Raw genomic sequence first — 13,308 nt, 5'->3', positions numbered from 1 at the left:
TGGTGGCCACACAATCGGTGCATCATGTTCCTGCATGTTCAGGACCCTGGGGGGTGGAGATTTGGCAACGAATCGGGCGGAAGCGACACATCCCCACTCGGTGACGGATCTATGCGAGGAAGGACGCAGACTTTACGCCGTCGCCCTGCGCACGGGACGCGTCGCTCGCGCCGATGTCGTGGACGCCCCCTGCCTGATGGAGTTCGCCCTGCTCCATCCGGATCCGGACGACGCCGACTGGCTGCGCCCGGTACCCCCGGCGATCGCCCTGGCACACCGGCTCAACCCGATCGAACGTGAGATAACCGAGCGCCGGCGTCTGTCGATCGAACTCGCCGACGTGTTCGAGCCTTTCATGTCGCTCAGCACGCAGGTGATGGCGACCAGCGACGCGCTCACCATCCTCGAGGGCGGTGACCGTATCAACGCGGCCCTCAACCTCGCCACCGGGCAGTGCCAGAGCGAGGTGCTCACGATCCAGCCGAGCGACCGGATCTCCGAGGCCAGCGTGCTGCGGGGGCTGGAGCGCGACAGACCGCTCATCGAACGGGGCGTCAGGATCCGCACCCTGTACCAGCACACCGCCCGCTACAGCCCGGAGAAGCTGGCCTACGCGGCCCATCTCGCCGACGGCAAGGCGGAGTACCGCACGATCGACGAACTCGTGGAGCGGCTCATCGTCTGCGACGAGAGCGTCGCCTTCATCCCCATACGCGAAGACCAGCAGGTCGCGCTGGAACTCCGCCAGCCGGGCCTGGTCCGCTACCTGATCAAGGTCTTCGAGTTCATGTGGAGCCGCGCGGTCCCGCTGAGCATGGGCGGGCCCTACGAGGTCGCCTCCCACGGCATCACCGAGATCCAGCACTCCATCGCCAAGCTGCTCATCGAAGGCCACGTCGACGAGGCCATCGCCCGCCGACTGGGCATGAACGTACGCACCTGCCGCGCACACATCGCCAAGCTGGCCCAGGCCCTGGGCAGCGGCAGCCGCGCCCAACTCGGCTACCTCATAGCCCAGTCGGGCATCCTCAAACAGGACACCCCACTCCCGGACGGGGACGGACACCGGTGAGCGGGGCCTGACGGCACGTGCACGAACTGGCGCTGCACCAGGGCCGGTTGCCCGGCGCCCTGAAGGTCTGGTGCGCGTCTCCCGGGCATGTGTCACGGACGAGCTCCGGTGCGGGGGCGGGCTGGTGCGGCAGTACGAGCCGCTGCACAGGGACATGCATATCCCCCAACTCCGTTGTCTCAGCGCACACTCGGGGATTCCTGGTCCGGAACGGGGACCGCGGGCATGTCGACGGTGCGTGGGGGGCCGTCCAGGCCGACCTGGGCTATCCGTACGCCCAGCTGGGTACGGCTCACCGCGCCCAGAGTCTCCGACAGGCGGGCGATGTGGGCCCGGCAGGTGCGGACGCTGATGCCCAGGCGCTCGGCGATCACCGCGTCCTGGTGGCCCTCCGCCAGCAGCGCGGCGATGGACTGCTCGCGGTGGGAGATGCCCTCGATACCGGTGTCGGGCAGCGCGGCCGTCAGCGGGACCGCGAGGCGCCACAGCCGCTCGAAGACCGTCACCAGGTACTCGACCACCGCCGGGTGACGCAGCTCCAGGGCCATCGTGCGGTCGGCGTTCGCCGGGATGAAGGCGACCGTGCGGTCGAAGAGGATCAGCCGGTCGATGACCTCGTCGAGGGTACGGGCCTCGACCGCGTCGCCCATCAGCTCCAGGTAGTTGAGCAGGCCCTGGCCGTGCCGGGCCACGTGCGTGTACAGGTCGCGCATGCGCACGCCCCGGCCGCGCAGCGCCACCGCGCGGTGCAGGCCCTCGGTGAGCTCGGCCTCCCGCCGGATGCCGCCGGGCTGCACCGTCAGCACCTCGGTCGTACACGCCTCGGTCGCCTCGTCCATCGCGGCCTGGATCCGGGACAGCCCGTCCAGCACACGGATCGCCGTGCCCTCCGTCGAGGGCGCAGCCGAGGCCTGGAGCTGGCGCCCGAGACCGGCGTACCACTCGACGGCCGCCACCGCCGAACCCACCCGCCGCTGGCTGTCCCTGACCTCGTCGTACACCCCGCGCAGCAGCCGGGTCATGACCTCCTGCGGGGAGGTCGGCACCAGCCAGTCCATGTCGTCGGGGTCGGGGTGGAGCAGGGCGAGCTCAAGGAGGCAGGGCACCGGCCCGGCGTCCGTGCGCGGCACCCGGCCCCGCCGTACGGCCCGGGAATACACGCGATCCCCGGCCTCGCACAGTCGGTCGGCACCGTGTGGATGCTCCTCCGTTCCGTGCCCGGCCATCGCCCATTCCACCCCCGGTTTGCTGCCACTTCCGTGGCGCAACTATGCGCGGACGGATCCGGCTCCGCAACACGGCTCTCCACGCCATGGCCGCCGTAAACCGCCGGTATCACCCCTTCCCTCCCGGCCTCCTCCCCTCCCGTTGCAACAAGCTGACGGTGGTGAGCCCATGGTCACGGGTGGCATCGGCGCGGTACGCAGCCATATGGCCGGAACCGATCCGGCCCGGACCTCCGGCGAAGGGCACGCCCCGGCGTGCGCGCCCCACCCGCGCGGGTGAACGCCTCACGCGCCGCCGCATTGACCGTCGGCTACTTGAGGCCCGCGGTCGCGCAGGCCGCCTTGTACTTGGGGGTGCAGATGTCGGAGATCTTGTAGATGCCGTCCGCGATGACCGTGTCCTTGATGTTGGCCTTCGTCAGGGCGGTCACGGTGACGAGCTGGGCCGGGATGTCCTTGTTGGTGGGACTGTCGACGCGGTCCTGGGTGAGGGCGTCGAACTGGATGTCCCTGCCCTGGACCTTGGCCACGGCCATCTCGGCGGCGCTCTCGGCCTCAGCCGGGTAGGACTTGTAGACGGTCATGTACTGCTCGCCGATGACGATCCGCTGCACGCCGGCCAGCTCGGCGTCCTGGCCGGTGATCGGCGGCATGTCGGTGACGCCCGCGGCCTTGAGGGCCGTGATGACACCGGACGCCATGCCGTCGTTGGCGGAGTAGACGGCGGCGATGTTGTTCTTGCCGATCTTGTTGATCGCCTCGGTCATCTCGGCCGTGGCGTTCTCCGGCTTCCAGTCCTTGGTGTCGTACGACTCCGCGATCGTCACCTTGCCGTTCAGCTCGGAGAGGGCACCCTGCTTGAACTGCTTCGCGTTCGGGTCGGTCGGCGAGCCGTTCACCATGACGACCTTGTCGGAGGTGTCGACGCCCGACCCCAGGGCGTCCAGCAGGGTGCGGGCCTGCACCTCGCCGACGAGCTCGTTGTCGAAGGAGATGTACGCGTCGATCGGACCCTCGGCGAGACGGTCGTACGCGATGACCGGAATGCCCGCGTCCTTCGCCTTCTTCACATCGCCCGCGATGGCGTGCGAGTCGACCGCGTCGAGCAGGATGACGTCGACCTTGTCGTCGATCATCTGCTGCATCTGCTGAGACTGCTTGTCGGCGCTCGCGCCGGCGTTGGCGTACTCGACCCTGCCCTGCTTCTTGGTGAGCTCGGCGACCTTGTCCTTGATGATGGGGTAGTCGAACTTCCCGTACCGCGTGTTCGCCGTCTCCGGCAGCAGAAGCCCCACCGTGAGGTCGTTGCCCTTGGTCGGGCTTGCGTCGGTCGAACTCCCCGAAGCGTTCAGCACGCCGCAGCCGGCGAGCGAGAGGGTCATCGTGGAGGCTGCCACAGATATGGCGATACGACGCATTCGGGGGCTCACTTCAGGTGCGTTCCGGAGGTAGGGCTGCTTGCGACCCAGATGTCTGAAAAGACAACGCGGCCGCAACACCCGGCGTCAAGCCGAACTACTTAACGAGTGCGCAACACCACGCTCCGCTTCGCTTGTGAAGGTGGAGCGGAATCACCTCCAAACACTCTTTACGGACCCTCCACCCAACGGAAGTTCACGGCAGGGCAAAGATCAGTACAACCAACCCCAATCCTCACGAGTCGTGATCAACGGCGGCCGTGCACCGCCTTCCGGCTCGATCAGAGGACCGAATAAACCCAGCCAGACGTGCGACCGCCACGGCTGTCGCGCTCCCGCATGCGAAAGGGGCCCGGAGGATGTCCTCCGGGCCCCTTTCGCGGATCGGTGTCCGTCAGTCCTTCTGCTGCCGCTTCGGCCGCCACACCACCAGCGCGCTGGTCTGCTGGACCTCCTGGTACGGGACCAGGTCCCGGCGGTAGGAGGCGTGGACGGCGGCCTCGCGCTGCTGCATCGTGGCCGCCGCGCCGTCCAGGGCCGCCTGCAGTTCCGCGACGCGGGACTGGAGTGCGGCGACCTGGTTCTCCAGTTCGATGATGCGCTTGATGCCGGCCAGGTTGATGCCCTCGTCCTGGGACAGCGCCTGCACCTGACGGAGCAGCTCGATGTCACGGGCCGAGTAGCGGCGGCCCCGGCCCGCGGTGCGGTCCGGGGAGACCAGGCCCAGGCGGTCGTACTGGCGCAGCGTCTGCGGGTGGAGTCCGGAGAGCTGGGCCGCTACCGAGATGACGTAGACCGGGGTCTCCTCGGTCAGTTCGTACGGGTTACGCCGACGGCCGTCCATCACTCTCAAGCTCCCTTCGCGGCCTCGAACAGCTCGGCCCGCGGGTCCTCGCCCGCGGTCGCCTCGCGATACGCCTCGAGCGCGTCTCGAGCCTTCCCCGACAGGTCCTTGGGGACACGCACCTCGACGGTGACCAGCAGGTCCCCGTGCGTGCCGTCCTTGCGGACCGCGCCCTTGCCCCGCGCCCGCATGGTGCGGCCGTTGGGCGTGCCCGCGGGCAGCTTCAGGGTGACGGCGGGGCCGCCGAGGGTCGGGACCCGGACCTCGCCGCCGAGCGCCGCCTCGGTGAACGTCACCGGGACGGTCACCGTGAGGTTGTCGCCCTTGCGTCCGAACACCGGGTGCTCCCCGACGTGCACGACGACATACAGATCGCCCGCCGGGCCGCCCCGCTCGCCGGGGGCTCCCTTGCCGCGCAGCCGGATGCGCTGACCGTCCGTCACCCCCGCGGGGATGCGGACCTGCATGGTCCGGGACGACTTGGCGCGGCCGCTGCCCTTGCACTCCATGCAGGGGTGCTCGGCGATCAGCCCGCGGCCCTTGCAGTCGGGGCAGGGGTCGGTGAGCGAGAAGCCGCCGCCCGAACCCCGCGCGACCTGGCCCGTGCCGACGCAGGTCGGGCACACGCGCGGTGTGCCGTTCTTGTCGCCGGTGCCGGAGCAGGCCTTGCACGGGGCCTGCGAGGACATCCGCAGCGGGACCGTGGCGCCCTCGATGGCCTCGGTGAAGCTCAGCGTGACCTCGGACTCGATGTCCTGGCCGCGCCTGGGCTGCGTGCGCGTGCCCGCGCCGCCGCCCCGGTTGAACAGGCCCCCCAGGACGTCTCCGAAGCCTCCGCCGAAGCCCCCTTGGCTCTGGGCGCCGCCGCCCGCGCCGCCGCCTCCGAAGAGGTCGCCCAGGTCGAAGTTGAAGGAGCCGCCGCCCGCCCCCGGCCCCGGGCGGAAGCCGCCGTTGCCGAAGAGGGCGCGTGCCTCGTCGTACTCCTTGCGCTTCTTGGGGTCACCGAGGATGTCGTTCGCCTCGGAGATCTCTTTGAAGCGCTCTTCCGCCTTGGCGTTGCCCTTGTTGGCGTCCGGGTGGAACTCGCGGGCGAGCTTCCGGTAGGCCTTCTTGATCTCGGCCTCGGTGGCGTCCTTGGGGACGCCGAGGACCTTGTAGTAGTCCTTCTCGATGAAGTCCTTGGTGCTCATCCCCGACGTCCCTCCTTCCGTTCGGTGTCTACGTCAGCCCTCCTCCGGGCCACCGTTGTCCTTGTCGTCGGCCGCCGTGCCCTCGTCGGCGCCCTCGGCCTTGACCGTCTGCGCGCCGGGCTGCGGCTCGGCGACGGCCACCCGCGCGGGGCGGATGGTGCGCTCGCCGATGCGATACCCGGGCTGCAGGATCGCCACGCACGTCGTCTCGGTGACGTCCGGCGCGTACGAGTGCATCAGGGCCTCGTGGATCGTCGGGTCGAAGGGCTCGCCCTCCTTGCCGAACTGCTGCAGTCCCATCTTCGCCGCGACGGTCTCGAGCGACTCGGCGACGGACTTGAATCCGCCGACCAGTTCGCCGTGTTCCCGCGCGCGGCCGATGTCGTCGAGCACGGGAAGCAGTTCGGTCAGGAGGTTCGCGATGGCGATCTCCCGGACCGCTACCCGGTCGCGCTCGACGCGGCGGCGGTAGTTCTGGTACTCGGCCTGCAGGCGCTGGAGGTCCAGCGTGCGCTCGTTGAGTGCCGTGCGCACCTGGTCCAGCTGGGCCACCAGGCCCGCTGTCTGGTTCGCGTCCCCGGCCGGGGCCGCCCCCTCCTCGGAGGCGGCCTTCGGCTCGGCGTCGTCAGGGGTGGCGCCGGAGGGGACGTCGGGCTTCTCCTCGAAGCCCGGGGTCTCCTCCGTCACGCGGCACCGTCCTTGCGCTCGTCGTCGACGATCTCGGCGTCGACGACGTCGTCGTCGGCGCGCGGGGCCTCACCGGCGCCGCCCGCGGCCTGCGCGGCCTGGGCGTCGGCGTACATGGCCTGGCCGAGCTTCTGCGAGACGGCCGCGACCTTCTCCGTGGCGGTGCGGATCTCGGCTGTGTTGTCACCTTCGGCGGACTCGCCCTTGAGCTTCTCCTTCAGCTCGGCGATCGCGGCCTCCACCTCGGTCTTGATCTCGCCCGGGACCTTGTCCTCGTTGTCCTTGAGGAACTTCTCGGTCTGGTAGACGAGCTGCTCGCCCTGGTTGCGGGTCTCGGCGGCCTCGCGGCGGCGGTGGTCCTCGTCCGCGTACTGCTCGGCCTCCTGGCGCATGCGGTCGACCTCGTCCTTCGGGAGCGAGGAGCCGCCGGTGACGGTCATCTTCTGCTCCTTGCCGGTGCCGAGGTCCTTCGCCGTGACGTGCATGATGCCGTTGGCGTCGATGTCGAAGGAGACCTCGATCTGCGGGACGCCACGCGGCGCCGGCGGCAGACCGGTCAGCTCGAACATGCCGAGCTTCTTGTTGTACGCCGCGATCTCGCGCTCACCCTGGTAGACCTGGATCTGCACCGACGGCTGGTTGTCCTCGGCCGTCGTGAAGATCTCCGAACGCTTCGTCGGGATCGTGGTGTTGCGCTCGATGAGCTTGGTCATGATGCCGCCCTTGGTCTCGATACCGAGGGACAGCGGGGTGACGTCGAGGAGCAGGACGTCCTTGACCTCGCCCTTGAGGACACCGGCCTGGAGCGAGGCGCCGATGGCGACGACCTCGTCCGGGTTCACGCCCTTGTTGGCGTCCTTGCCGCCGGTCAGCTCCTTGACGAGCTCGGCGACGGCGGGCATGCGGGTGGAGCCACCGACGAGGACGACGTGGTCGATCTCGCCGAGGGAGATGCCGGCGTCCTTGATGACGTTGTGGAACGGCGTCTTGCAGCGCTCCAGCAGGTCCGCGGTCAGCTGCTGGAACTGAGCGCGGGTCAGCTTCTCGTCCAGGTGCAGCGGGCCCTCGGCGGACGCGGTGATGTAGGGCAGGTTGATCGAGGTCTCGGTGGACGAGGACAGCTCGATCTTCGCCTTCTCGGCAGCCTCACGCAGACGCTGCAGAGCCATCTTGTCCCTGCTCAGGTCCACGCCGTGGCCGGACTGGAACTGCTTGACCAGGTAGTCGACGACGCGCTGGTCCCAGTCGTCGCCACCGAGGTGGTTGTCACCGTTGGTGGCCTTCACCTCGACGACACCGTCGCCGATCTCCAGGAGCGAGACGTCGAACGTGCCGCCACCGAGGTCGAAGACCAGGATGATCTGCTCGTCCTTGTCGAGGCCGTAGGCGAGCGCGGCCGCGGTGGGCTCGTTGACGATGCGCAGGACGTTCAGACCGGCGATCTCGCCGGCCTCCTTCGTCGCCTGGCGCTCGGAGTCGTTGAAGTAGGCCGGGACGGTGATGACCGCGTCCGTGACCTTCTCGCCCAGGTAGGACTCCGCGTCGCGCTTCAGCTTCTGCAGGATGAAGGCGGAGATCTGCTGCGGGTTGAAGTCCTTCCCGTCCAGCTGGATCTTCCAGTCGGTGCCCATGTGACGCTTCACGGAACGGATGGTCCGGTCCACGTTGGTGACCGCCTGGCGCTTGGCGACCTCGCCGACCAGCACCTCGCCGTTCTTGGCGAAGGCGACGACGGACGGCGTGGTCCTGGCACCCTCGGCGTTGGTGATGACGGTGGGCTCGCCGCCCTCCAGAACGCTGACGACGGAGTTAGTCGTGCCCAGGTCGATGCCGACCGCACGTGCCATGGTGATTTCCTCCAGCTGACTTGAGTGGAACGGACTCAAGTGTGCACGAGGCTCGCCATCGGGTCAACAGACCTGAGTCAAAGCGACTCAACTCTTATCCGTTCCTTACACGCAACTGCCGTGTGACCTGCGTGGATGCCATACGACGGACCCCGTAGACAGGGATTCGAAGGAGTAGAAGTACGACCACGAGCGCCCCGCCGGCCACCCAGAGGACGGCACCGTCCCCGGCCCAGCCGGTGTGGGCGAGCACCCCGACGAGCACTCCGGAGAAGGCGCCGATGCCGAGCAGGACGACGGTTCCCTGCGGGGTGAGCCCGAGGCGCCGCAGCCGGTGGCCGAGATGGTCGGGCCCGCGTCTGAGGAGCGGGCGCCGGGCCATGCGCCTCGACACGGCCACCAGCGCGAGGTCGGCCGCGCCGAGGGCGGTGAGGCAGAACAGCACGCCCGCGCTGTCCCCGAGCCCGTGCCCGGCCCGGGAGATCACGGCGGCCGAGGCGAGCACGAACCCCGTGAACAACGATCCGCACGCGCCGAGGGCGATCCGCGCGGGATGCCAGTTGTGCATGAGGAACCCGGTGAGGGCGGCGGCGAGCACGCTGAGCAGCACGGCCAGCCCGTCCATCAGCTCGGCCGCGGCGCAGGCGCCGACCCCGAAGGCGGTGATCACCCCGACCGTGCCGGCGAGCCCGTCGGCGTGGTCCAGCGCCCGGAAGGCGAAGGCGACGAGGGCGATCCAGCCCACGGCCAGGATCCCCGCGGGCACGCCGGTCCCGTCGTACGGCACGACACACGCGGCGGCCACCGCCGTACCGGCGACGAGCACCCGTGGCCGCAGCCGCCACACGTCGGCGACCAGCCCGAGCAGGGCGACCCCGGCACCCGCGAACAGCAGCCTGCCGACTCCGTCTCCCAGCGGCGCGGCCCGCGTCCAGTGGCCCACCCCGGCGACGAGACAGGTGGCGCACAGCACGGCCACGCCCCCGAGCAGGGGCACGGGCCGCCGGCGTCGGGCCGGATCCGGCTGCCTCCGCTCGACGATCCCGGCCCGCAGTGCGGGCGCGCGCAGCAGCGCCGCGAGCACCGCGGTGAGCAGAAGGGCGGAGGTGGCCGCGAGAATCCCGTAGAGCACGGCTCTAAATTAGGGGTGAATGAGGCAATTCGGTATGAATAACACGATCGGATTGCCGGTCCGGCTCAGGCGTCCCTCAGCGACCCAGATCACCTCGCCCCTGGCTACAGTGCGAGGGATGATGCGGGTAGTGTCGAACGGACTGCATAAGTTACCGCTTAGTAATGTCCCTCGCAGGCCCGAGGAGCCCCTAAATGCAACTCGCCGCGATCATCGTGTCGCTGGTTCTGATCGTGGTCGGCGTCGCCCTGTTCGCCCGCGCCGTCCTGCAGCTGTTCAACTTCATGCGGCTCGGCCAGAGCGTGCCCGCGGGCACCCGCACCGACGAGCCCGCCCAGCGCACCCTCACCGTGGTCAGGGAGTTCCTCGGCCACACCCGGATGAATCGCTGGGGCATCGTCGGTGTCGCGCACTGGTTCGTGGCGGTGGGCTTCTTCACCCTGCTGCTGACGATCGTCAACGCCATCGGTCAGCTGTTCCAGGCCGACTGGATCCTGCCGGTCATCGGCGAGTGGGCGCCGTACAACGTCTATGTCGAGTTCATCGGCACCATGACGGTGATCGGCATCGCGGTCCTGATCGTGATCCGTCAGCTGAGCAAGCCCAACAAGCCGGGCCGCAAGTCCCGCTTCGCAGGCTCCAGCTTCGGCCAGGCGTACTTCGTCGAGTCCATCATCCTCATCGTCGGCGTCTGCATCTTCATGCTGCACGCGCTGGAGGGCGCCCAGCAGCACGTCGACGGCTACGAGGCCTCGTTCTTCATCTCGTACCCGGTGGTGTCGTGGCTGGAGGGCCTGGACGTCTCCACGCTCCAGAACCTCACCTACCTCTTCGCCGGCCTGAAGATCGCGGCCTCCTTCATCTGGATGATCACGGTCGCCCTGATGACCGACATGGGTATCGCCTGGCACCGCTTCCTCGCCTTCCCGAACATCTGGTTCAAGCGGAACGCGAACGGTGAGACCTCGCTCGGCGCCCTGCTCCCGATGACGTCGGGCGGCAAGCCGATCGACTTCGAGGACCCGGGCGAGGACGACGTCTTCGGCGTCTCCCAGGTCGAGCAGTTCTCCTGGAAGGGCCTGCTGGACTTCTCCACCTGCACCGAGTGCGGCCGCTGCCAGTCGCAGTGTCCCGCGTGGAACACCGGCAAGCCGCTCTCCCCCAAGCTCCTGATCATGTCGCTGCGCGACAACGCGCACGCCAAGGCGCCGTACCTGCTGGCCGGCGGCGGCAAGACCGTGGAGGGCGAGGAGAAGGCCTCGGCCGAGGCCCTGAAGAACGTCCCGGCGTCCGCGCTGGCGGAGGCCGAGCGCCCGCTGATCGGCACCGCCGAGGAGAACGGCGTCATCGACCCGGACGCCCTGTGGGCCTGCACCACCTGCGGCGCCTGCGTCGAGCAGTGCCCCGTGGACATCGAGCACGTCGACCACATCGTGGACATGCGCCGCTACCAGGTCATGATCGAGAGCGCCTTCCCGTCCGAGGCGGGCACGATGCTCAAGAACCTGGAGAAGAAGGGCAACCCCTGGGGCCTGGCCAAGAAGCAGCGCCTGGAGTGGACCAAGGAGGTCGACTTCGAGGTCCCGGTCGTCGGCAAGGACATCGAGGACCTCTCCGAGGTCGAGTACCTGTACTGGGTCGGCTGCGCCGGCGCCCTCGAGGACCGCGCCAAGAAGACGACAAAGGCCTTCGCCGAGCTGCTGCACATCGCGGGCGTGAAGTTCGCGATCATGGGCGGCGACGAGAAGTGCACCGGTGACTCCGCCCGCCGCCTGGGCAACGAGCCCCTGTTCCAGGAGCTCGGCATGGAGAACGTCATGGCCCTGAACACGGCGTTCGGCGAGGAGCTGGACGACGACGGCAAGGCCACGCCGGAGTCGAAGAAGCCCAAGTCTTCGAAGAAGATCGTCGCCACCTGCCCGCACTGCCTCAACACCCTGGGCAACGAGTACCCGCAGCTCGGCGGCGACTACGAGGTCATCCACCACACCCAGCTGCTCCAGCACCTGGTGGACGAGGGCAAGCTGATCCCGGTCACCCCGGTCGAGGGCATCATCACCTACCACGACCCGTGCTACCTGGGCCGCCACAACAAGATCTACACGCCCCCGCGCGAGATCATCGGCAAGGTTCCGGGCCTGCGCAACGAGGAGATGCACCGCCACAAGGAGCGCGGCTTCTGCTGCGGGGCCGGCGGTGCCCGGATGTGGATGGAGGAGCGGATCGGCAAGCGCATCAACAACGAGCGCGTCGACGAGGCCCTCTCCCTCAACCCGGACATCGTCTCGACGGCCTGCCCCTTCTGCCTGGTCATGCTCACCGACTCGGTCAACGGCAAGAAGAACGACGGCAAGGCCAAGGAGTCCATCCAGGTCGTGGACGTCGCCCAGCTCCTCCTCGACTCCGTCAGGACCCCGGTGGACCCGACGGGCGCCGCGGAGCCGGAGAACACGCCGGAGCCGGAGCCGGCGAAGTAGCCGGCCACTGAGCGAGCACGACAACGCCCCCTGACCTGGATGGGTTGGGGGGCGTTGTGTGTGGGGTGTTGCGTGTGGGGGGGCGTTGCGTGTGGGGGGCGTTGCGTGTGGGGGGCGTTGCGTGTGGGGGGCGTCGCCGTGCGGTTGGGGGCGTTGCTGTCTACGTGGGCCGAGGGCCCTTCGGGCCGACTGTGAGGGCCGCCCGCTTCTTTGCCAGTGTCGTGCTTCCGCGACCCGAGTAAAGGGCGCTCCGCGTCGCCTTCGGCGATGGCCCTACGGGCCACCCTTGACTCGGCTCACTCCAGCACGCTTGAGAAGCGAGCGAGCGGCCCGGAAGGGCGGTGGCCGCCTGACGGGGTCTGCGGTGGGGCGTTGGCTGCGTTCTGGGCCGGGGATGGCGGGCGCGACCGCGCCTCGCCTGCACGCCGGGTGGGATTGGCGGCGAGCGGCCGGTGAGAGGTGGGGCGCAGGGGCAGGTGACGGCACGCCGGACCGGTCCAGCGACCCGCGGCCGGTGAGAGGTGGGGCGCAGGGGCAGGTGACGGCACGCCGGGCCGGTCCAGCGACCCGCGGCCGGTGAGAGGTGGGGCGCAGGGGCAGGTGACGGCACGCCGGGCCGGTCCAGCGACCCGCGGCCGGTGAGAGGTGGGGCGCAGGGGCAGGTGACGGCACGCCGGGCCGGTCCAGCGACCCGCGGCCGGTGAGAGGTGGGGCGCAGGGGCAGGTGACGGCACACCGGGCCGGTCCAGCGACCCGCGGCCGGTGAGAGGTGGGGCGCAGGGGCAGGTGACGGCACACCGGGCCGGTCCAGCGACCCGCGGCCGGTGAGAGGTGGGGCGCAGGGGCAGGTGACGGCACACCGGGCCGGTCCAGCGACCCGCGGCCGGTGAGAGGTGGGGCGCGGACACAGGGCGGGGGCACCCGGCCAGCTTGGCGGCCATCGGTCGGCAGGAGGCCTGCGCGCTCCCGGCCCGCACACGCACACCGCGCGCTCGGCGACTCCCCCGACAGGCACAGAGGTCTCACCACCCCCACCCCGGCGATGATTGGCAGTTTTGCGCCAGGGCCCCCGGCGGCCCCTTCGCAAATTGCGCGGTCAGACGGGTACCCCCCTCGGGGGCGTGACCCAAAACGCCCAATCACCCCTACACCCCGCCTCTCCCACCCCACTCGCCCCATCCGGCCCACCGGGCGCGGCCCCATCTCCCACCCACCGGGCGCGACCCCACCCACCTGGGGCTGGCCGCCAAACCCACCCACCGGCCGCTCGCCGCCAAACCCGCCCGGCGTGCTGGCGAGGCGCGGCCGCGCCCCGTAGCGAACGTCATGAACGCAGCGCGCCCAAGGGACCGGTACCGGTAAGGCGCCCACTTTCCCCGGGCTGCCCGCTCGCTTCTCCCCCGTGGTGGAGCGAG

The 13,308-nt window shown here is 69.6% G+C and carries 9 protein-coding genes; 2 read left to right on the top strand and 7 right to left on the bottom strand.

Going from position 1 to position 13,308, the window contains the following annotated elements; genetic code table 11:
• Positions 1 to 34 precede the first annotated feature (34 nt).
• Positions 35 to 1,072: a helix-turn-helix domain-containing protein gene (locus tag N8I87_RS21480; protein WP_263210855.1), complete on the top strand. Its 1,038-nt coding sequence runs from the start codon at positions 35 to 37 to the stop codon at positions 1,070 to 1,072.
• Between the two features lie 179 nt (positions 1,073 to 1,251).
• Here N8I87_RS21480 and N8I87_RS21475 read toward each other — a convergent pair whose 3' ends face one another.
• The 7 genes from N8I87_RS21475 to N8I87_RS21445 all read right to left on the bottom strand — a co-directional run bounded on the left by N8I87_RS21475 (position 1,252) and on the right by N8I87_RS21445 (position 9,416).
• Entirely contained in the window at positions 1,252 to 2,298 is a 1,047-nt protein-coding gene (locus N8I87_RS21475; RefSeq protein ID WP_263210853.1) for a helix-turn-helix transcriptional regulator, read from the bottom strand.
• A gap of 311 nt (positions 2,299 to 2,609) precedes the next feature.
• Positions 2,610 to 3,716: a sugar ABC transporter substrate-binding protein gene (locus N8I87_RS21470; protein WP_263210851.1), complete on the bottom strand. Its 1,107-nt coding sequence runs from the start codon at positions 3,714 to 3,716 to the stop codon at positions 2,610 to 2,612.
• A gap of 394 nt (positions 3,717 to 4,110) precedes the next feature.
• Positions 4,111 to 4,560, bottom strand: coding sequence for a heat shock protein transcriptional repressor HspR (locus N8I87_RS21465; RefSeq protein ID WP_263210849.1), 450 nt, complete (start codon positions 4,558 to 4,560; stop codon positions 4,111 to 4,113).
• Between the two features lie 5 nt (positions 4,561 to 4,565).
• Positions 4,566 to 5,750, bottom strand: coding sequence for a molecular chaperone DnaJ (gene dnaJ / locus N8I87_RS21460; RefSeq protein ID WP_263210847.1), 1,185 nt, complete (start codon positions 5,748 to 5,750; stop codon positions 4,566 to 4,568).
• Positions 5,751 to 5,783: 33 nt separating this feature from the next.
• Positions 5,784 to 6,437, bottom strand: a complete 654-nt coding sequence (gene grpE / locus N8I87_RS21455) for a nucleotide exchange factor GrpE (protein WP_263210845.1) — start codon at positions 6,435 to 6,437, stop codon at positions 5,784 to 5,786.
• A complete protein-coding gene (gene dnaK, locus N8I87_RS21450; RefSeq protein ID WP_263210843.1) occupies positions 6,434 to 8,284 on the bottom strand; it encodes a molecular chaperone DnaK in 1,851 nt (616 codons plus the stop codon). Before dnaK ends, grpE begins: the two co-directional genes overlap by 4 nt.
• A gap of 94 nt (positions 8,285 to 8,378) precedes the next feature.
• On the bottom strand, positions 8,379 to 9,416 hold the full coding sequence (locus N8I87_RS21445; RefSeq protein WP_263210842.1) for an MraY family glycosyltransferase: 1,038 nt from the start codon (positions 9,414 to 9,416) through the stop codon (positions 8,379 to 8,381).
• Between the two features lie 194 nt (positions 9,417 to 9,610).
• Here N8I87_RS21445 and N8I87_RS21440 point away from each other — a divergent pair, with 194 nt between their 5' ends.
• Positions 9,611 to 11,893 carry a (Fe-S)-binding protein gene (locus N8I87_RS21440; RefSeq protein ID WP_263210840.1) on the top strand — a complete coding sequence of 761 codons (2,283 nt, stop codon included), beginning with the start codon at positions 9,611 to 9,613 and terminating at the stop codon, positions 11,891 to 11,893.
• Positions 11,894 to 13,308 lie beyond the last annotated feature (1,415 nt).

It is taken from the genome of Streptomyces sp. HUAS 15-9 (assembly GCF_025642155.1).
GTDB lineage: Bacteria > Actinomycetota > Actinomycetes > Streptomycetales > Streptomycetaceae > Streptomyces.
This window is presented reverse-complemented; position numbering and strand designations above follow the sequence as displayed.